We start from the raw sequence: 21,744 nt of genomic DNA on the forward strand, positions 1-21,744 counted from the left end.
GAGGGGTTCCTCGTATGCTTATCTGCATAACTTGTACCCTGAAGAATCCGCAAAAGAGATAATCATACCTTTACAACACATAAAATAAACATATACAGAATACTCTCATGGGATTCGAAAGGAGAAATCACCTTTGACAAAATATCGGATCATGACCTTTGATGGAGGCGGCACTTTAGGTGCTTTAAGTTTACAGCTTTTGAATAGATTGGCTTATCAAAATCCAAAGTTAATTAGTGAAACCAATGTTTTTTCAGGAAATTCCATTGGTTCATTCACTGCTCTTGCACTAGCAAGCGGAAGATCACCAGAAGAGGCGTTTCAGTTTTTCAAAGATCAGATCTTACCAGCGTTCAGCGTTTCCCGACCGGGCGGACCTGTTTTTAACCAACAACTACCCTATTCTGGTTTTATTAAAGCCATACGAACGTTTTTCCCCCGAGACCTTCGCCTTAGAGACTTAAAGAAACGAATTGTTGTGCCATCCTTTCACTTATTTGCACCGGAGCTGAATCGTTGGAATCCTGTGTTATTTCATAATTTTCCTGGTTCTCCCTATCTTAATGAAAAAGCAAGTGACGTAATACTTAGGAGCAGCGCTGCACCCGCAACGCAAAGAGCTTATCAAAACTATGTAGATGGGTATACAGTAGCAACTAACACCAGTACAGCTAGTATCGCATTTGCAGTAGGGAAAGCCAAACAGCCCCTGGATCAAATTGCCGTATTATCCATCGGAACAGGTGAACAGCCAACTCAATTAAGGAGAGATACGAAGGGATGGGGAATGGTAAGTGCCGATAACATACGACCTGAAGATATGGAAGACCTTCCGCCAAATTGGGGAGTACTTTTAGAACGGTCTCCTAATGAACCGTTGCTGCCGTTTCTTCAGATTATCTCTGGTGGATCGAGCTACTATGAATCAATGGTCAGCTCTGAGCTTTTAGGCGATCAGTTTTTCCGGTTGAATCCGCGAATTCCTAATTTCTCTAAAACAGATCCTTCGGTGGTGCCCGCTCTTATTTCAATTGCTAATAAAACAAATTTACGGCCTGCGTTTCATTTTATCGAGAAAAACTGGCATTAATACAATTGTACTATAAATGAACTTTTTGTTTTTATTGCATCTATTTGGACTTTTTATGATAAGATATCCACGCTGGCAGCGTAGAGGTCACCCTAACTACTTTCAACGCCCCCAACCACAACAACCGCTAGCCTCCAAAAGGAACTAGCGGTTGTTCATAATCTCTCAGAAACCATTCATTCTTCCACCGGCTTCTGCTCATCTGTTAATGTATCAATTCTAGTAATTTGAAGTTTGTCTTTGCCAGCAGCTTTAACATGATAAATTCGTTCTTTTTTAAACTGCGTGCTTGCATCATATGAGTCGGTGAACGTGTATACTTCGTTTGTATAAATGTCGTAGGTTCCATCGTCGTGTGATTCTGTTTTTGTCACGAGAAACTGACCGTTAGCAAACGATACGTTTTTTCCGGCGAGTGATGTGATATAGCTTTTTAGCTGTTTATAAACTGGCTGACCCGAGTCAATATAAGGCGCCATCCCACTAAAGTCTCCTCTGTTTAAGCTTGAAAAGTAAGCAGCTTTATAAGAAATAAAAAAGTTTTCAAGATCCGTTTTGCTTACAGCATCTGGCTTAGGCTGTTCATTTTTTAACGACTTCGTGCTGGCCGTAGCTTTTATGTTTGAGCTTGTTTCTACCGTTTGATTATCACGATTCATATATACAATCGTCAGCAATAAAACAAAGGCGATAGCGCCTCCTATTAAAATAGGAAAAGTGCGTCGTGATGATTGCTGCTTTTTGAGCACGGGAAAGTCTGCGTAGGCTGGCAGCGTAACAGGGTTTATACTTAGCTTCAACCGAGATAATGCCCCTGGTATTTCCGTGCTTTTTACACTGGCAAGCGGCTGAAGTGCTAAAAATTCTTCATATGCAACAATAAACTCGTTTACTGCTATTCCTTTATACATGCCGTAAGTTCGATTCCACAGTTCCTGACACCGAGTATCCTTGATATCTTCACTCAGTTCGTTAAAAAATGGTCGTGATTTTTTAATAAAAGCCGCTAACCACCTTTGATGAACGTCAACTTTTTGGACTGCATTTAGGTCGTTAAGTGATTGCTTTAACTTGGCGTGTTCATTTGCATCGTTTTGGCTAATGATTTCCATACTGCGTTGCATTTCTTTCAGCACAGTAGAAAGACTCTTACTCATTTTTTCTTGTAGCGTATCAAACTCATTGCAAACATCAGGCCAGTGAAGTTCGAGTAACTGTTTTTGTGCAGTCGTAGCTTTTCGAATACTTTCATTTAGCTCATGCTGCTTTGTGCGAAAGGCGGTCGCTTTTTGTTTGGTCACCAATTTGTTTTTGCTTAGCTGATGCCACTCGTGCTTCAAGCTCTTGTCTTCTCCGAGTACTGCGGCTATCGCTTGTTTTACATGTTCATGCTTGTTTTGAAAGTCAACGAACGCGGGCAAATAAGCATTCCAGCTTTCCTTAATTTCTTTTAATGATGACGTCTTAGCATGTTTTTCTGTTAGTTGAAAAAAGTCGTTTCTAAACGCTACCATATCAGCTTCAGAAATGAGTTCTTTTCCGAAAAGCTCTGTAACACTTCTATGTATGCTTATTAACTGTTGGAGCTGTTTCATATTGCTTTGACGCTTGTTTATGTACTCCGGATAATCGTTTGAAAGAAACGTCACCATTGTATATTCAATGTTGCTCATATTATACTCTGTACGTTCTTTTTCTAGTTCGTCATACACTTTCTGCAGCTGACGTTCTACTATGGAGAGAAATTTTTCTTTATCCATCCCGTCTACTTCTTCTTTTAGCATGTTTAAAGATTCCGTTTCTCCAATAAGAAATGTTTTTTCTTTATATAGCTGTATCCACCTTTCTAGTAAATGTGCTGCTGATTCATTCCAATGGCTTGTATTCATCGTTTGCTTCACCTGTTGTTTTTATTTTTATCCTTTCTTAACTATACAGGAATTGAACAGAAATTCTATTACAGTTTTATTACTCTTGAAAAATGAGGTTTAAGCTTTCTAGAGCCGCTTCTAACGTTTGTTTGTCTCCTTGATCGTAGCTGTGTGCCACTAAGACTACAGTTGTAAACACTGCTTTCCATATGGCGAGCCTGTGCGTTTCTTCATCTACTTCTCCGTATTCTTTTAAAAAACGTGCTCTTCCTTTAGGAGGTAAAAAGCTGTAGGCAATCGCTAGGTCAACTGCCGGATGACCAATATGAACGTCTCCCCAGTCAATAATGCCTGAAACCATATTGTTTTGATCAACAATCATGTTTTTAATATGAAGATCTCCGTGAACTAGTACATGTTTTTCTTGATAGTGAATTTCTTGTATGTCATTTACATAGTCTTCAACAACCCCTTGGTTAGAATAAAGGTTACGCTCTTTTATTTGCTTGACATATTTCTCTAGCGCCGGCTTTCGCTTCATCATATCAAGCCGATTCAGCTCATCAAACGGCACGCCGAGCTTTTGGGCTTTTAAATGAGGATAGTAATGCAGCGTGCGAAGAAATCTTGCTAGTACAGAAGCAGATTGTATGCGCTCTTCTTCTGTTAATCTTGCAGGCGGAGTTCCTTGCACGTAGTGATAGCCCGTAAACGGCCAAGGATAGCCTGCATTCGGCTTACCGAAAAAAATAGGCTCTGCAATGGATATCGGCAGCTGAGAAGCAAGGCTTGGTAAAAGCTGATTTTCTGTTTTTAATAGTCCTACTGCGAGTTCTCTTCTTGGAAACCGAAACACAAAGCGGTCGTTTACTTGATAAACCGTATTGTCAAAGCCGTAGCCAAGCAGCGAAATTGTAGCGGGCGCAAGTTCTGGAAACTGCGTCTCGATTAGCGTTTTGGCAAGCGGTACTGATACAATTTGTTCTGTATCCCATGTATTTGGCACTGTGATCACCTTTCTTTAACGTGAAGTTTGTATGTTATGTAAAAGTATATTATAAATGATTTTGACCATAAAAACCCTCTGACGCAAAGCCAGAGGGTTTCAGTGAATATATAAATAAGATAGGATGCCTTAGAACGGCACACTACGCCTCTAAGTTAGTAGCCTACGGTACGTTTACTACTTAATACGTACACCAAAATACCTCATCAACTGTTTCTTCAACATACTCCATCTTAATAAAGTTCAATAAAAGATCCATTTGGTCATTTCCTGTATACTCATCTTGGTCAACATTATAAAATTGAATAAGCTCGAGCTTGTACATACCGTTTTTAATATCAATTCTATACTTAGAACAGTTTTCATCAGGCACTAACTGATCTTCAAACTGAGCGGCCATCGTAAGGCAGTCATAATCTACGAGATAAAGCTGATGATTGGTTACATTTATATAACCTGTTGCTTTTCTAAAGTATGTACCTATATCCGACTCTGTTCCAATCTTCACTTCTACGTTCCAAGAGTGTTCAATTCCTTCTTCTGTCATTTGACATACTAGGATATTTCTCTTTTTCATTTCACTGCCGAAATGGTTCAAAAGCTGATCTAGCTCCCAATCCTCATCGACAAATGATTGATATTCTTTTGCATTGGCCACTCCGATAAAATTGGTATCGCCAAAATCCATAGAAAATTTCATTTTATCTCCTCTGCTCTTTAAAGTAATTTTTATTATCCATTAACATATATCCGCAAACTTCTTACACGCTTTCTCTAACTCTTTTTTTTTAGCAAGCTGACAAATCCACTCTTCAGGAATGCCATCCAGCTGATAATATGCTCCTGCCATAGTACCGGTAATAAAGCCTATTCTACATATAAAGATCATTAAAACACCACCTCAAGAAAAGGTGGTGTTTGTGCACGCCTGTAGATTTCTTCACATACACATGTACTGTTTGTTGCGGCGTAAAATCTTTAGCTATAAACAGACTCTTTTTTAATTAAACCAAGCGTCTGTGAAGTAGACGCATGAATTTCGTTAAAGAAGTCTGGATGATCAACTAATGACATGCCATAGGAAGGAATCATTTCTTTTATTTTTGGCTCCCACTTGTTCATGTTTTCTGGGAAGCATTTTTCCAATACTTCTAGCATAACGTGAACCGCCGTTGATGCACCAGGAGAAGCGCCAAGAAGTGCAGCAACAGAACCATCAGCGGCACTTACAACTTCTGTACCAAACTGAAGCGTTCCTTTCCCACCGGCTTCCGTGTCTTTGATTACCTGAACACGCTGGCCTGCTACAACGATATCCCAGTCTTCACTTTTAGCGTTCGGGATAAACTCACGCAGTTCTTCCACACGTTTTTCATTTGATAACAGCACTTGCTGAATTAAATATTTCGTTAACGCCATTTCTTTGACGCCTGCTGCTAGCATGGTTAAAATATTATTCGGCTTTACAGAACTGATTAGATCCAGGTTTGAACCTGTTTTTAAGAACTTTGGTGAAAAGCCGGCAAATGGACCAAACAACAGCGTCTTTTTATTATCAATATAGCGTGTATCAAGGTGCGGAACCGACATTGGCGGAGCTCCGACTTTGGCTTTTCCATATACTTTCCCGTGATGCTGCGCAATCACTTCAGGGTTATTGCATACCATAAATAATCCGCTTACTGGGAATCCTCCAATATGCTTGGATTCAGGAATACCTGTTTTTTGAAGTAAAGGCAAGCTTCCGCCTCCACCTCCGATAAAGATGAACTTTGCCGTGTGGTACTCAACTTTGCCGCTGTCTACGTCGGCGACTTTTACTTCCCACATACAGTCACTTTTACGTTTAATATCTTTTACACTTCGTTTGTAATGAACGTGAACCCCTTTATTCTTCAGATGGTCAAACAGCATGCGTGTTAAAGCACCGAAGTTTACGTCTGTTCCTGAATCAATTTTAGTTGCGGCAATTGGTTCATTTGACGTGCGCCCCTTCATGATTAACGGAATCCATTCTTTTAGTTTGTCAGGACTGTCGGAATACTCCATTCCTTGAAACAACGGATTGTTTGACAGCGCTTCAAAACGCTTTTTTAGAAACGATACATTTTTTTCCCCTTGTACCAAACTCATATGTGGAATTGGCATGATAAAGTCTTGCGGATTGCGAATCAACTTGCTGCTTACCAGATAAGACCAAAACTGTCTTGACAGCTGAAACTGCTCGTTAATTCGGATCGCTTTTGTTATATCTATAGATCCATCAGCTTTTTCTGATGTATAGTTTAGTTCGCACAGCGCAGAATGGCCCGTCCCTGCATTATTCCATTCGTTCGAGCTTTCTTCCCCTGCGTCTGCGAGTTTTTCAAATACTTTAATGTCCCATTCAGGTGCTAACTCTTTGAGTAATGATCCCAAAGTTGCGCTCATGACTCCGGCACCAATTAAGATAACGTCTGTTTTTTTCTGTACGTTGCTCATTATAACCTTCCTCATCCCCTATATTTGTAAAAAGATGTAGGCGCTCCTGCTTACGTAGTAAAAAAATTCAGGTGCGACCTAAGAACACACCTTTTTCTGTCTCACTTATAACTATATCACAGTATAATTGTCTGATGATTATAAACTATTCAAAAATGATAAAAAAGTGAGAAAATCGCCCACAAATTCCAAAAAACTTATTAAATTACGTCTACATTTTCTTTTATTAGTAAACTTTTATACCTACTTCTAAGTGGCAAAGCATTGATTAATAAAATAACAAACTATTCCAAAAATTCAGCTTAAAAACCAAAATAACTACCTTGAAAATTTCACCTACTATAACTATACTCATTTGAAAGAACAAACAGCACTATAATTAGAAATGCCTTCATTCTTTTTGACTAGTTATACGTAGATGTATTCATATATGTATAGAGCACCGGCTCGTCCAGGTGCATTTTTAGAAAAATAAGTATATATTGCAATGACTAATTTTCAGCTCATATTGCAAGTTACAATATCTATGTCATATAACATACCATGAAATAAGTGAATAAGTAAATGATTATTCAGAAATTTATGTTATAAAACCTAACATGTATGTTGACTTTTACATAGGACATACTTAACAGTAATTTACATGCTCCTTTCATTTTAAATTTGTTTAATTACTTTATTTATGAGCCATGGTTGTTGATGAGTTCAATCAAAATAAGCCACGATTAGCACGTGACTTATTTTGATTCTTATTGAGCTGGTTGAATATCATCTTGTGTAAACGTCCAAACACCACGATTTTTACTAAAACCGCTAAATTCAAACTTAAAATCGCCTTCTTTTGGTATATCAAACGTTGCAATACCGCTTTGTTTTTCTCCTGGTGAAATGTTTTCGTTCAAATGATTCTCTGTGGCACCAGAAACAACCGTAGCAAAGTATTGAGTGTCTCCTTTTTGAATATCAAAATGAAGTAGCTCACTTATTTTATGATTTTTCTTTCCTTTATTCTTATATTTTGTTTTCTATTCATATTTTTAAAACTATATTAATCTCTCTTACTTAACTCTTCACTTACTTCTTTTTATTCAGTATCATCATCAAACATTAAATTATCCATTTCTTCCCTGTCTCTTGCAACTCCTTCTATCGTCTCAATTAAATTTTTTACCATTTCAAGTGTAATCTCTTCTTCATCTTCGTAAATTTTGATACTTGCTCCCATTAGAAGCAATTCCTCAGCAGACGTCACTAAAAATTTCAATTCTTCTTCATCATAATAATCACATTTAATCACAGGATTTCCCATACTGATATTTTGTTTTATGTCACTTATAGATTTAGATGTTTTTTTTCTTAACAAAGGAATATATTTATTAGCATTCGAGTCATTAAGAACTACTAAATTAATTGTTTCCATATCTATCATTCCTTCCGTAATAATTAAAATTCTATTATTTCCTTAATCGGTTTTCCAGGCAAACTATTTTTATAATTCCTTCCATGCCATCCATAAAAATGTTCTTTATATGTTAAAGGATATATAACTTCTCCTTTATCTGCTAAATGAGGGTATTTTGCAGCACTATATGTGTGATGCCCTTGTAACGTTTGTCCATTAAATTTAGCTCTCTTTTTATTTGAAATATCCTCTATTTGTTCATTAGACCAATTCCTTGTAGGTGTTTCTCCATTTAGAATTCTTATTCTTTCCTGTTTCCAGAATTCTACTACACCCTTATCCCTTATTCTCGCAAACTTTTTATTCCAAATATAAGATTGATATTCCTTTTTTGTAATAGTTCTATTTTCTATTTTTAATTTTAATTCTTTCATCTTCTTAGCACTAAGTTGCTTATATGAAACTGGATGTTCTCTTAAGTCAAAATCTTTAACCCTTTCGGCTATAACATCCTCTGCCTTTACAGTGTATACTTCACCCGTACCCTTAGAAACAGCCGCCTGATCATGAACCTCTTCAACATCCGCTTTACCACCATGATTTCCCACTTTTCCCAATACTTTGGACTGACCTTTCGAAACATTCCCTATCTTATACGTCGTTAATCCATTTAACGCTTCACCAACGGTCTTTCCAGGTAACGCCTCTCCTATCCCTACCAGTTGAGGTTGAGGACGTAAAGTCGGTATCTCCGCATCTAGTAAAGGTTGAAGCTGCTTCTGAACAGGTTCATACACCTTCTTCGACCAATTGCTTGCTGCTTTTGGGCTGACGACATTTCGCATATCGCTTAATGTTTTGGTTGCTTTATGTGCAGGTACACGCGGAACGTTTGTTACTTTTGGAACAGATTTTACGGCTCCTGCGGGTTTCGCTCCTCCAATGACGCTCGCAAACAGAAACATGCTGTTTTCCCAGTGCTCTTTTGAAAGAGGTTTGTCCGGATTAAGTGCCTGCTGCCCTACATCTAAGAGTCCCATCGTGGCGTGATTGACAAAGTCATACGGTGAATCAAACGATTTTTCCCCTCGTTCATTCAACCCCTCTTTGAAGGAAACAGCTCCATCAAATCCGCCCATTGTTATATAGTTTCCAAAGTCATACAAGGAGTTGTACCGTTTATCTGCTCTCTCTCCCATACCGGCCCAAATGTCTTGTGCTACGCCTTTAGTACCCGTAACTGTACCTTTTGCTAAAGTTATAGCCCCTTCTCCTACGTCCTTGACTACAGCTTTTATACCGGTTTCTTCTTTTTTAGCCGCAGGGTTCTCGCAGATTTCTGTAAAGTCAAAGGATTCAGCAGTTTTTTCAGGTGTCACATCTCTAACCTGACCCTGACTCATCACCGACTGCATAAGCATTCCCTCAACGCCCGTAGCGTTTTGAAGAATCTGTTGAGACGTTAGCATGCCCACAGTTGAAGAATCGTTGAGCGCCTGCAGGTATGGACTTTTTTCAAGTTCCACTGCTTGCTCTGCAGGTGACAGTTCCGCTAGTTTTTTCATGTTAGCAGGTGCTGTATCCTGCTGAATTTGCGTTAGCACTTCTCTTATGTAAGGCGAGTTTTTTTCAAGCTTGTGAATTTCTTTTAACTGTTCAGCAGGCGTCATCGCCTGAAGCTGAATCAGTTTTTCAAGGCCTACTTCCTTTATCACTTTCTCTTGTTTTTCTTTTCTTGTCAAGGTTGTTTGAATGCCTTTTTCAAAAACCGAGACGCCTCCTGAATGGGTCATCGCTTTTTTCGCCAACGCACTCAGCTCACTTACATTGCCCGGCTGAATGGAACCATTTTGAAACCCAGCTTTCACTTTAGAAAGCAGCGAGTTTAAAGACGTCAGCTGATCTTGAATGGATGAAAGGCTTTGCGTTTGCTGTTCGTCAAAACTGACTAAATCGTTCATCGTTTTGTCCGCTTTGTTTTTTGCTTGTTCTACTTCTGTTAGAAAACCTTGATCGTTAAGCGCTGAAACAGAAGCAAGGTGACTGACTTTTTGAATCGCTGCATTCGCTTGATCGACAAGCGAAACGGTTGTATTTCTTGTTTGATTTAAATGCGCAGGAATAGTGTCTTGCAGAAACGGCTGCGTAATGTAGCCGTCTTCGCTCGGTTCAAATGAGCGCAGCGCATGTGTGATTTGAGTTAGTCGAGCTTCATAGGAAGTGAGTAATGAATGATACAGCGTTAAAAAAGAAGCATGTCCCGTTTTGTAAAAAGACCGAATCGCTTCTCCTCCTTTTCCTTTAAACGCATCATCTAAGCTTGAAAATGCCTGAACCTGTGAAATCAGGCCCTGAATTTGTTCTTTTTGACTTTTAATAGAGTCTAAGATAGCTTGAATATTTTCGTGAAAAGCATCGACATCAAGTGTTTTCAATAACCTGTAACCTCCTAGCTGTATCGATGTAGAAAAACAACGAACGGTTAACGAACAATCGCCCGTCATTTTTCTAAACCTAAGCGGACGCTCCTCTTTACAAGGCTTGCATCATCCTCTAAATAAAACCTTTCTATTTTATTTGAATGCTAAATTCATGGTGTTTGAAAGGTTGTTTTTGATAGCTTTATATAAAATATGAACATTATTTAGCGGCGTTTGCAGCTTTTTCATCTGCTTCTTTTATGGACTGCACGGATTTTTTGGTGGCGTTCAAATCATCGAGGAGCGTTTGTTTGTAGTCCACAATTAACGTTTGCAGCTGCTGGTTCAGCTGGTTTAATTCATCAAGCACCGCTAGTTCTTGTCCGCTTCCTACGTGAAACGGAAAAAGCGGCTGAAACTGCTGCGCAGCAGCGCTTAGGTCACTAAGCGTTCTATTAATTTCACCATCTATTACTTTAATTTCGTCTGCCATATTGCATCACACCTTATCTTTTGCTTCGTCTTCTTGCATTTTAATGGCGCGTTCCATCCCTTGTATATCTGATTGAAGCGCCGTAATTTTTGCTTCAATTGTCGTGATGGCATCCGTCAGCTGACGGGTCAGCAAATCATCGTATTCGTCTAACATAGCGGTCCGGATGTCTTCAAACCCAACAGCAAGGCTGCCTGACCAAGTGGCGGAAGTGAGCTCTGGTTCTTTTACCTTTTCCTTTGCACGTTCAAGCTCTCCTTTGACTTCCGTTAACGTGTTTTTACTAGCCGTAAGCTGCTGGATATCTTCATGTGCCTGCTTCACTTGGGTATACAGATGAGCAACAAACATCTCATTCATATGATGACACTTCCTTTATATCTATCTCTTGGTTCTTCTAACAGTAATTCCCTTTTATAGCTTATCAAATAAAGAAAGAGAGCACATCGGCACGTTTTCTTATATTTTTTGGGAATAATGTAGGTTTTTAGTTCAATACCCACTCTTCAGGATAAAATAACCAAAACTATCTTACCATTGACAATTTATCAAGATTTTCGGACTACTTCGCTTGTTATTTCCACGCCACTAAAAGGCCTTTTTACACAATTTTTTTGTTAAAACGCATTCATTCTTTCTATTTCCAAATATTTAAACATGCGCTAGTATATACATAATATAAAGAGGAGGTTGAGTATGAGAGAAAAGCTCGTAAGACTCGGTTATTTACTGGGGTTGGCTCTTGTTTTGTCCGGCATTTTATATTTCTTTGCATCGAACTGGCAAGGCTTTGACCGTTACACTAAAATTGCGCTGAGCGTGGGGCTGATGCTGCTGTTTTACGGAAGTGCGTTTGCGGTGCGAAAGCTGCTTCCTCAGCAGGCGTTTTTAAGTCACTGGACGCTTTTGGCCGGCGCTTTTTCATTTGGATTAAGCATCGCGCTTCTTTCTCAAATTTACAACACGCACGCTGAATCGTACTGGCTGTTTTTAATTTGGCTTGTGCCGGTTATTTTGTTTAGCTTTTTTACAAAGTATCAGCCGTTTTACGTGTTATCGTTTGTTCTATTTCAATTCACCATGGCTTTTTTTATTTCACCAACCGGCGCAGTTTCACAGCGAGGCGAACATGAGACGCTTTTACTTTACGCAGGAATGGCGTTTGTGAACTTACTCATCTTTTGGATCATAAAAAAGAAACAGCGCTCGTCTCCTCTGATCATGTATGCGGCGTTTTGTTTGTTTCACTACATTTTTTTAACTGTTTCCCTGCCGGATTTCATAGGTAGCTCTAGCTTACGGATTGGTCTTATTATTTTTTATTTGCTGTTTTTACTAAGCTCCTTTTTTTATTTTTCAAAAGTGGAGCCGCAAAGGTCGTTTTTAGGGATTTCCATTGTGGCATTTGCTTTATTTGTTATTGAACAGTTTTTCGCTTTTATTTTTAAACACTACGCTGAATGGTCACTGTTCTTAGCTTTAGGATTCGTGATTTTATTTATTGGTGCAAGCGTATGGTTTGTCAAATGGCTCACTGCCAACACGTCAGCACAAAAAACTTCACTGCGCGTAATCAAACGAATAGCAGTGATTGGGATTACGGCTATTGCATCGGTGATCGGCAGCAGCTCTTTAGGAGGACTTGTCACACTTCTTACAGGAACATACCCAACGAACGGAATGCTTGTGATTGGCGTTTTGCTGATTGTGGCATGTTATTTAATTAAAGCAGATATTCCAACGGTAAAATATACGCTTTTAATGATGGGCGTATTAATTAGCGGCGGCGCTTCTTTTTTTGTGAACGACATTCTGTTTTTTATCTACGTCATCGCACTTGTAGCGCTTTTAGTATTCACGAAGCATACGCCTGTTCGCCTGTTGCTTTTTGTTCTAGTGCAAGGGCTTCTGTTAATAAAGGTTCCGACTGCTTACTATGACACTATCAAAATAGATTATGTGCTGCTCGCTTTGTTTCTATTAAATGCCGCTGTGTACGCAATAAACCTACACCACGCGTTTAAAAAAGCAGCGCTGCTTCTTGCTTTTATCTTTTTACTATCGCTGACTGAATTAAGCGAACCGTCTTTTTTAAATATCATTTACTGCACGGTGTTTTTTGTAATTTCGACTGTCTTTTTATTTGTGACGGTACGAAAAGAGCCAAAATATGATTTTATTGTCGGCATGATTTTCTGGTTTGTTTTTTTAGCGATGAAATATTACGACTTTGTGTGGGATTTATTTAATAAATCACTTGTGCTCGTTATTTTAGGTCTGATCTTTCTTTTCCTAAGCAGAAAATGGGACCTGTCAACGCCTGATCAGCCGCAGCCGTCGTTTCTTGACCGCAGTCGAACCGCTGTATGGATCATCATTCTTGTTCAGCTTATTATGCTGGGCGGCATTTTCACTAAAAACGAAGTGCTTCTTCAAAACGGAAAAGAAATTAGGCTCGCTTTACAGCCGATCGATCCGCGCTCGCTGCTGCAAGGCGATTATGTTGAGCTGAATTACGACATTGCGCACGTTACCTTACCTCATGTGAAAGACGGAGAAAAAGTAAAGCTCGTTCTTCGCCCTAACAAACAAGAGGTGTATGAATACGCAAAAATCTACCAAGAGGATGATGACTGGAATAAGCCGTACGCTTCTAAGAAGAAAGACGTTGTGATTACGGGCAGCTATCACGACTGGGGAATTCAGTACGGAATTGAGCATTACTTTATTCCAGAAGGAACCGGCAGCAAAGTGGAAAGCGAAGCTCGTTTTGCTACTGTACGCGTTGGAAAAAATGGAGATGCGATCGTTACAAAAGTAGGCAAATAAAAAAGCAGCCGCTTCAACATTGAAGCGGCTGCTTTTTGTTTTAATTGATAAATACGCCGATGGTCATCGTTAAAATAAGGATCACAAAGAAAATAATGATTCCATAGCCAATCCATTTTATTCTTTTGGGCGTTCCTTTTACATTCATATCCGTTAATTTTCCTTCAATACGCTTTTGATGTTCAGTAACATCATTTATTCATTGTTAGGCGAAGTGATATTATCCTTCCTTTCCATTTAATCGTTTTCTTTCTTTTAACAGCTCTTCATATCTTTTTTCAAGCTGCTGCTTTTCTTTTCCTTCTGGCGTGATAGAAAGCTCGCTAATCACTTTTGTTAATTCTAATTGAAGCGCAAGTTTCTCCGCTTCACTTTGCTGCTGTGACGCTTTTTTGCTTTTACCCGTGTCTTCAATCGCCGCGAGCTCCGCTTTGGACTGTTTTAACGCCAAAACATGCGTCGCAAGCTTTTTAACAAAATAGCGGTCGTGCGTCACAAATAAAATCGTCCCTGGATAAGCTTTTAACACTTCTTGAAGCGCTTCTTTTGTATGAAGATCAAGATAGTTGGTCGGTTCATCTAAAAGAAGAACGTTATAATTTCCTAAAAAGACTTTTGCTAATGCCGTTTTCACTCGTTCTCCTCCGCTTAGCATCTCTACTTTTTTATACACGTCTTCACGTTTGAAAAGCAAACGTGATAGTACCGTACGAATAAATTGTTCGGTGTACGGACTGTCTTCTTTAATGTTTTCTAAAATGCTTTTAGCGGGATCTAGATTTTCAAGGCGCTGATGGAAAAAGCCGAGTTTTACAGGCTTCGCAACCGTGATACCTTCTGTTCGCTGCTTAATCATATTCAGCAGCGTAGATTTTCCAGCGCCGTTTTTGCCGACAATCGCTACTTTCGCCCCTGGCTTCACACCGCCTTTTAGATTTCGAAACAAGATATGATTACCAGCTGATGCCGAGACTTTGTCAAAGCTCAGTACCTGCTTGCTGTGTACTTGGTGAAACTGCGACAGGTCAAAATGGATTTCTTCCATTTCTTTTGGCTTTTCTTTTTTCTCCAGCTTTTCGATTCTTGTTTCAATCGCTTTTGCGCTTCTGTCTAGCTTCGCTTTTTGTTTTCCGACCGCTCGCTTATGAAGTCTCGCTTCAGAGTTGCCCATGCGGCTCGGCGCTTTTTTAAGCGACTTTGATTTTTGGCTTTTTTCTTCAGACGCCAGTTCAAGCCGCTGCTTTTCTTTTATATACTGTTCATATTCAAACTGCTGTCTTTCAACTGCGTGTTTTTTTTGCGTCACATATTCTTGATAATTGCCTTCATAGCAGTGAATTTTGCCGTCTTCTACTTCCCAAATAGACGTACAAAGGCGGTTTAATAATTCTCGGTCATGTGAAATCAGCAGGAGACTGCCTGTAAAAGATTTCATTTCTTCTTCAAATTTCTCTACGCCTTTTACATCTAAGTGGCTCGTTGGCTCATCGGCTGCAAGCAATTCTGCGCCGGATGAAAGAGCAGCTGCAATTTTCTTTCTTGTTTCTTCTCCTCCGCTAAGAAAGTCCGCTTCAGTTGGCACGTTCCACTGACTTTTCATCTCAGGAGAAACGTCTCCTGTAGCTTGAACATCAAGCTGAGGAATCAGTGAGGAACGGCCATATGTTTGCACAATTCCTTGATCTGGACTCATTTTTTTCATTAAAATATGAAGCAACGTCGATTTGCCTTCTCCATTTTTCCCCACAATTCCAATTCGCTCTCCGCGATGTACTTGAAGTTTCTCTGCTTGAAAAAGCAGGCGATCTCCATAGCTTTTTTCAATATTTATAGCTTCTAACAATAACATAAAAAAACCTCCCTAGGATTTCTAGAGAGGATTAGAGGTCATAATTAGGCATACGCAAATATGCACCCTTTTTATAGAGTAAAAAAAGGGAGAAATCACTTCATATAAGACATATAGAAATGGCACCTAAAAATGTACAGACTAATCCTATCTAGACAAATGTTCATTTAAAATAAAGTTTTAAAAGAATGTCTAAAAAAATAGGATTACTTATCCATTGTCTACGGTACCTTTCCTTTCTTAGTATAAAATGACTTGCTTCTTACAGTGTATGATGAAGTTTTTTAAATGTCAATATCGATTTGGATGATATTTCCTTCTTTTCCTAAGCACAAAAGATCCTCAGCTGATCTCAGCCGAGGATTCTTTTCTTACACGTATTGGTTCACTTTCCCTGTAGAATCAGGCAGCCACTCGCCGTGCGCTTCAATTAAATCATCGCACATACGAATGATGTCATCCATAGATAATTCCGCATTTGTATGAGGATCTAGCATCGCTGCTTGATAGATGTGCTCTCTTTTCCTAGTGACTGCTGCTTCAATTGTTAGTAATTGCGTATTAATATTCGTACGATTTAACGCCGCAAGCTGTTCAGGTAAGTCTCCTACATAAGTCGGCATAATGCCGCTTCGGTCTACAACACATGGAACTTCTACGCACGCTTTTATCGGCAGGTTACTAATCAAGCCCCCGGTATTTAATACGTTACCGGCAAATTTAAACGGCACGTTTGTCTCCATTGCTTCAATGATTCTAGAGCCGTACTCATGTGAACGTGTATGAGTTAACTGACTGTTGTTAACCATTTCTTCTCTCATTGATTCCCAATTGCTAATTTGCTCTTCGCATCGGCGCGGGTATTCATCAAGAGGGATGTTAAACTGATCAACAAGATTTGGATATTTATGTTTAATAAAGTATGGATGATATTCTGCGTTATGCTCAGACGATTCGGTAATATAATAACCGAACTTATCCATTAGCTCAAAACGCACCATATCGTGATGCTTTGTTCTTTGTTTTTCTTTTGCCAGACGTTTGATTTCTGGGTATAAGTCTTGTCCATCTCTTTTTACTTCTAGCAGCCATGCCATATGGTTAATGCCTGCGATTTTCTCTTGTATTCCTTCATGATCCATTCCGAGAGAATCAAATAAATCTTTTGTACATACTTGGACACTGTGACAAAGGCCTACCGTCTTTACATTGGTATAGCGCAGCATTGCACCAGTCAGCGTTGCCATTGGATTGGTGTAATTTAAAAACAGCGCATCTGGACATACTTCTTCAATATCTTTTGCAAAATCAAACAGGACCGGAATCGTGCGCAGTGATCTGAAGATTCCTCCAATCCCTACTGTATCTCCAATCGTCTGACGCAAGCCGTATTTTTTAGGAATTTCAAAATCAATGACGGTGCTCGGTTTGTAACCGCCTACTTGAATGGCGTTAATCACATACTTGGCTCCTGTTAAAGCTTCTCTGCGGTTCAAATAGGCTTTAACCGTAATATTCACTTTATAGTTTTCTTTTAGATTGTTTAGCATATTTTCCGAATCTCTTAAACGCTCAGCATCTATATCGTATAGCGCAAATTCAAAGCCAGCTAAAGCAGGCACAAACATGCAGTCTCCTAAAATATTTTTTGCAAAAACTGTACTTCCCGCTCCGATAAATGTGATTTTAGACATTGTCATCTTCCTTCCTCGTATTGGTTTTATCCTTTTACAGATCCTGATGAAAGCCCTGCAATAAAGTATTTTTGTAGCACTAAAAATAAAATGGTCATTGGAAGCATCGCAATAATCGCAGCTGCTCCTACTAAGCTAAGATTATTTTGATTTTCGGCAAAAAAGCTTGCTAACGTAACGGTTAATGTATGCATTTCCTTATCTTGAAGGAAGAAAATTGCAAACTGATAGTCGTTCCAAATATAGACGCTGGCAATAATTAAAATGGATGCAGTGACAGGCTTTAGCAGCGGAAATACGATTTTAAAGAAAATCGTTAACGTGCCGGCCCCGTCAATTCTTGCTGCTTCCTCGAGCTCTTTAGAAATAGTGGAGCGAATGAAACCCGCATACAAAAAGATTGTTAGCGGCAAAAATGCTGCGACATTATTTAAAATAGCAATTTGGTACGTGTTCATCATCCCCATATTCACAACCATTTTGTACAGCGGAACTAACGCTGTTAGAGGCGGTATTACCATCACGGCGATAAAGATAAAATAGACGTACTTATTTAGTTTCGTCTGGCGGCGCGCTAGAGGATACGCAGCCATTGATCCTAAAAAAATAAGCAGAACCGCCGAAACGAACGTAATGATAAACGTATTCATAAAAGAACTGCCTAAATTCGCTTGCTCCCAAGCCGCTGTGAAATTTTCAAGGTGTATGCTTTTTGGAAATACCCATTTGGAACTAAAATCCCCGGTTGCTTTTAAAGAAGTCGTAACTAGAATATAAAAAGGGACAATATGAACGAGCGTTATACAAAGCGCTAGAAAGGTAAAAAATCGTTTTTTCCGTTTATTTGTATAGTCCATCACGCTTCTGTCTCCTTTCGCTTAAAGTACACAAGTGCTGATAAGCTAATGACTAAGATAATAAGCGCCATGCACACACCTTGAGTTGCTGCATAGCCGGCGTCCTGTCTTCTAAAATATAAGTCATACATAAAAGTAGACATCGACTGCGATGCATCTCCAGGTCCTCCTCCTGTCAGCGCAACAATGACGTCAAACAGTTTTAAACCCCCGATAATATTTAAAACGACATTAATCGTAATAGAAGGCATGAGCAATGGAAGCGTGATGTTTTTAAACTGCTGAAGAGCAGATGCTCCGTCAAGCTGCGCTGCCTCGTAGTAATCTTTTGAAATACTTTGCAGCCCCGCTAAATAAATAATCATCGCAATTCCAACGAATTGATACGTATTGACGAACACGATAATCCAAGAGTTAAGCTCTGGAGTTCCCAAAGCATTAATCTTCTCAAAGCCTAAAAACACAAGAAGGTCATTTAAAGCGCCTCCTTGGTAGGCAAAAAAGAAGTACCAGATATACCCCATAATAATTGGGCTGATAATAACTGGAAGATAGACAATTGTTCTTGTTACAGCTTTCATTTTAATGCTTTGATTGAGAAGCAAAGCGTATAACAAGCCTATAATATTTTGAAAAATAGTACTGCCTATTCCGTAGAGCAGCGTATTTTTTATCACAAGCCAAGTCGTTGGATCTGCAAGCAAACGTTTATACTGCTGGAGCCCAATCCAATCATATGTTTGTGAAAATCCATTCCAATTAGTAAAGGAAAGTCTAATTCCGTTAATAAAGGGATAGATAATAAAAACGGTGATAATTACTAAGCCGGGAAGGTACATCCACCATAAAGAGGACTCTGTTTTTAATTTTTTCTTTCGTTTTTTCGTATTTCTTACTACAGAAACCGGCCCTTTCCTGACTAATTCATTCATCGTGTTCACTCCTATTTCAGCTTGTGTTGAAAAGATGCAGAAGCCTATCTCCCTGCTTCTCGGCGAACAAAGAACTTTTGTACACTATTTTATTGTTTACTGAGACGCTTGTACTCTTTTTCCATCTCTTTTGATAATTGCTTTGGCGTTAAACTTCCCGCTAGCAATTCTTGACCTGTAGAAGACATCACTGCCCACATGCCGCTCGGTAAATACTTTCGGTCGAAGTATGGCTCAACTTTAATATCGCTATACTTATCGTAGTATTCAGAGTAGTAGTTTTGTGTTTTATTGTTTGTCAGAGCCGATGCTGAAGACGTTCCTTCGGCAATCTTTTTGGCAACTTCCGGCTGTGACACAAATTCAATAAATTTCTTGGCTTCTTTAAGGTGCTTAGAATCCTTCCACGCAGCAAGGGTAAAGCGCTCTCCGCCGATCCAGCTTTGCGTACCGCCTTTATGAATAGCAGGCACCGGTACCGTTCCTACTTTTACTTCAGGATTTAATTCTGTTGCATCCGGTCCAAGAGATCCGCCCACAAATGTGAAAGCAATTTTATTTTGAGCCATTAATTCCGTTGCTTGAGATACTTTTGCGGTTAATACATCTTCATTCAACAGCCCTTTTTTCTTCATTTCTGCCATTGTTTCCGCTAGCGGCGTGTAGTTTGACCAATTAAACGTTCCTTTTTCCAACTGCTTAGCGTAGTTCTTATTTTTTGCTGTAATAAGCTGAGGTGTAGCCAGCTGATCAAACACTTGAGCAATATTGCCATTTTCCCCTCCTGGGATCCATAGAGGCGCTACTTCTCCTTTGCTCTTCTTTTTTACTGTTTCTAACGCTGTTATAAATTCATCCATTGTGTTAGGAGGCTTTATTCCGTATTTTTCTAACAGCGTCGCATTATAGCTAATTCCGTCTTTTGCTTGATTTAAAGGATACGCATACACTTTGCCGCTTTTATCTTTTAAAATTTGATTTAGCGCCGGATCCAAATGCTGAACCCAATCCATATCTTTTAAATCTGCTACATACTCACCGTAGCGAAGCTGAGACCAGCCGTGCGTATCAAATAAATCAGGCATATCATTTGCACCCATTTTCACACGAAGCATATCTTCATAGCCGTTACCCGGAAAATTCGCATCAATTTTAATATCTGGATTTTGTTTTTCAAATTCTGCAATCGCGTTTTGAAGCGCTTTTCTCTCGCCTTTATTACTCATCGTAGAAAAAAGCGTTAACGTTGTTTTTCCATTTCCGCCTGTTGCCGCTTCTTTATTTCCGCAGCCCGCTGCCACAACAGAAAAGACTAGTAATAGAACGAAAAGATACGTAAGCTTTTTCATTTATCTTTTTTCCTCCTTATACTCTATCAAGACATAAATAACTGAATATTCAGTTATTTATACATAGACAAATTCATTGCACAACGAAATAAAGTCACTTATAATTTAATCCTATACTTTTACAAAGGTTCAAAGAGTCCTAGAGATGAAAAAGCTTTTTCATTTACATACTTATCTGCCAATAAGTATGTAGTTTCTAGGGCTTTTTAACCTGCTTTTTCTATGGTTTTTTCTATTTTTCTTCCCCCTTATCACTCTTTATGTATGAATTCTTCTTTTCTATCACCCCCTTTCAAGTTATAACTTTTAGGCTACTGTTTTTTGAGTAAGGCTCCGCAGCTTTCACGATAAATTAATTTAGTCGGCACCATGACTTTTAAAGGAATGGACCTGCCGCTTAATCGATCTACTAGCATTTTAACAGCCTGCCTTCCCATTTCTTCGGTATATACTTTAACTGTGGTGAGCGGCGTACTCGCAAATGCTGCGATATCCACATCATCAAAGCTTACAATCGCTACGTCTTCAGGAACCTTTATATTTGATTGCTGCAAGGCACGCATTGCTCCTATCGCCATTGCATCACTTGCGATAAAAAATGCCTGAGGAAGATTTCCTTGCTTAATCGCTTGTCCCATCAGCTCATATCCTTCATTCATTGAATATTCGCCGACATAAACTTTCTCAGAATCGAGCAGGCCTTTTTCATGCATAACGCGTTCAAAAACCGTTTGACGCTGATCTTCAATAATAGAACTTCCATTGATATAATGTTCTCTTTCTGTCCCTCCGATATAGCCAATTCTTTTATAACCGAGATCAAATAAATGATTTAATGCATGTTTAGTAGCTTTCTCAAAATCAATCATGACCGAATCGTACAAATCCTCATCCGCTTTGTGATTGATAAAAACAATAGTATCTAAATGATTGCTCACTTCTTGAACCGTTTCTGGACTAACTCTTCCCACTACAATTACTCCATCAAGATCCTGCAGCAGCTCTTCTTGCTTCATGCCTTTTAGTCTAAATGACTTTACTGTAAAAATTTCTTTTTCTGCGCATTCACTCTCTATTCCATGGCGAATAGAAGAGAAAAAAGGGTCTACTAGCTCTTCTTCAAGGGATTGAGCAAAAATAATACCTATCTTTGGAGCTTCTATGTCTTTTCCGTTTGCCGTTCCTTTTCGTATCTTCACGGGCGTATATTGCAGTTCCTTGGCTGCATGAAGAATGCGCTCACGAGTAACCTCAGATACAGAAAGCGTATGATCATTATTTAGTACTCTGGATACGGTTGAACTGGAAACATTAGCGTACGCCGCTATATCTTTTAAAGTTGCCATATTTTTACCTCTCTATTATAATCTTCTATTTTTACTAAATATTTATCTCTTATATTGGAAGAATAGCACATTAATAAAACGCTTTCAATAAATAATTTTAAAATTTCAGTAAATTTATTAAAATA

General features: G+C 39.0%; 17 protein-coding genes and 1 pseudogene. 2 read left to right on the forward strand and 16 right to left on the reverse strand.

Features of this window, described 5'->3' with window-relative positions; translation table 11 throughout:
• Positions 1–133: 133 nt before the first annotated feature.
• Complete coding sequence (locus tag POF52_RS21610; protein ID WP_271994771.1) at positions 134–1,090, forward strand: patatin-like phospholipase family protein; 957 nt, start codon at positions 134–136, stop codon at positions 1,088–1,090.
• A gap of 176 nt (positions 1,091–1,266) precedes the next feature.
• Here POF52_RS21610 and POF52_RS21615 read toward each other — a convergent pair whose 3' ends face one another.
• From POF52_RS21615 to POF52_RS21660, 10 genes and pseudogenes are all read right to left on the reverse strand, one after another.
• Complete coding sequence (locus tag POF52_RS21615) at positions 1,267–2,979, reverse strand: TcaA NTF2-like domain-containing protein (protein WP_271994773.1); 1,713 nt, start codon at positions 2,977–2,979, stop codon at positions 1,267–1,269.
• Positions 2,980–3,058: 79 nt separating this feature from the next.
• Positions 3,059–3,967 (reverse strand): phosphotransferase, encoded by a 909-nt coding sequence (locus tag POF52_RS21620; protein ID WP_271994775.1) that lies wholly within the window; start codon positions 3,965–3,967, stop codon positions 3,059–3,061.
• A 181-nt stretch (positions 3,968–4,148) separates the two neighbouring features.
• Entirely contained in the window at positions 4,149–4,655 is a 507-nt protein-coding gene (locus tag POF52_RS21625) for a hypothetical protein (RefSeq protein ID WP_334314411.1), read from the reverse strand.
• Between the two features lie 51 nt (positions 4,656–4,706).
• A complete protein-coding gene (locus POF52_RS21630) occupies positions 4,707–4,856 on the reverse strand; it encodes a hypothetical protein (RefSeq protein WP_271994779.1) in 150 nt (49 codons plus the stop codon).
• An 89-nt stretch (positions 4,857–4,945) separates the two neighbouring features.
• The gene (locus POF52_RS21635; RefSeq protein WP_271994780.1) at positions 4,946–6,448 is read right to left on the reverse strand and encodes a malate:quinone oxidoreductase; all 1,503 of its coding nucleotides are present in this window, start codon (positions 6,446–6,448) and stop codon (positions 4,946–4,948) included.
• 749 nt (positions 6,449–7,197) lie between these two features.
• Positions 7,198–7,449: pseudogene (locus POF52_RS21640) on the reverse strand (DUF4352 domain-containing protein); the annotation flags it as partial.
• Between the two features lie 83 nt (positions 7,450–7,532).
• Positions 7,533–7,868 carry a hypothetical protein gene (locus tag POF52_RS21645; protein ID WP_271994782.1) on the reverse strand — a complete coding sequence of 112 codons (336 nt, stop codon included), beginning with the start codon at positions 7,866–7,868 and terminating at the stop codon, positions 7,533–7,535.
• Between the two features lie 23 nt (positions 7,869–7,891).
• Positions 7,892–10,285, reverse strand: coding sequence for a T7SS effector LXG polymorphic toxin (locus POF52_RS21650; RefSeq protein WP_271994784.1), 2,394 nt, complete (start codon positions 10,283–10,285; stop codon positions 7,892–7,894).
• Between the two features lie 205 nt (positions 10,286–10,490).
• Positions 10,491–10,763: a DUF5344 family protein gene (locus POF52_RS21655; protein WP_016764504.1), complete on the reverse strand. Its 273-nt coding sequence runs from the start codon at positions 10,761–10,763 to the stop codon at positions 10,491–10,493.
• 6 nt (positions 10,764–10,769) lie between these two features.
• Entirely contained in the window at positions 10,770–11,123 is a 354-nt protein-coding gene (locus POF52_RS21660) for a YwqH-like family protein (RefSeq protein WP_098659301.1), read from the reverse strand.
• Between the two features lie 336 nt (positions 11,124–11,459).
• Here POF52_RS21660 and POF52_RS21665 point away from each other — a divergent pair, with 336 nt between their 5' ends.
• Entirely contained in the window at positions 11,460–13,592 is a 2,133-nt protein-coding gene (locus tag POF52_RS21665) for a GDYXXLXY domain-containing protein (RefSeq protein ID WP_271994788.1), read from the forward strand.
• A gap of 220 nt (positions 13,593–13,812) precedes the next feature.
• Here POF52_RS21665 and abc-f read toward each other — a convergent pair whose 3' ends face one another.
• The 6 genes from abc-f to POF52_RS21695 form a co-directional block, all read right to left on the reverse strand.
• The gene (gene abc-f / locus POF52_RS21670; protein ID WP_271994790.1) at positions 13,813–15,441 is read right to left on the reverse strand and encodes a ribosomal protection-like ABC-F family protein; all 1,629 of its coding nucleotides are present in this window, start codon (positions 15,439–15,441) and stop codon (positions 13,813–13,815) included.
• Between the two features lie 371 nt (positions 15,442–15,812).
• Entirely contained in the window at positions 15,813–17,135 is a 1,323-nt protein-coding gene (locus POF52_RS21675; RefSeq protein WP_271994792.1) for an alpha-glucosidase/alpha-galactosidase, read from the reverse strand.
• Positions 17,136–17,161: 26 nt separating this feature from the next.
• Positions 17,162–17,992, reverse strand: coding sequence for a carbohydrate ABC transporter permease (locus tag POF52_RS21680; protein ID WP_034651257.1), 831 nt, complete (start codon positions 17,990–17,992; stop codon positions 17,162–17,164).
• The gene (locus POF52_RS21685) at positions 17,992–18,924 is read right to left on the reverse strand and encodes a carbohydrate ABC transporter permease (protein ID WP_271994794.1); all 933 of its coding nucleotides are present in this window, start codon (positions 18,922–18,924) and stop codon (positions 17,992–17,994) included. The genes POF52_RS21680 and POF52_RS21685 overlap by 1 nt, the downstream gene beginning before the upstream one ends.
• An 89-nt stretch (positions 18,925–19,013) precedes the next feature.
• Positions 19,014–20,273 (reverse strand): ABC transporter substrate-binding protein, encoded by a 1,260-nt coding sequence (locus tag POF52_RS21690; RefSeq protein ID WP_025751562.1) that lies wholly within the window; start codon positions 20,271–20,273, stop codon positions 19,014–19,016.
• Between the two features lie 311 nt (positions 20,274–20,584).
• Entirely contained in the window at positions 20,585–21,619 is a 1,035-nt protein-coding gene (locus tag POF52_RS21695; protein ID WP_271994797.1) for a LacI family DNA-binding transcriptional regulator, read from the reverse strand.
• Positions 21,620–21,744 lie beyond the last annotated feature (125 nt).

This window comes from Priestia sp. AB, from assembly GCF_028369225.1.
GTDB classification, from domain to species: domain Bacteria; phylum Bacillota; class Bacilli; order Bacillales; family Bacillaceae_H; genus Priestia; species Priestia megaterium.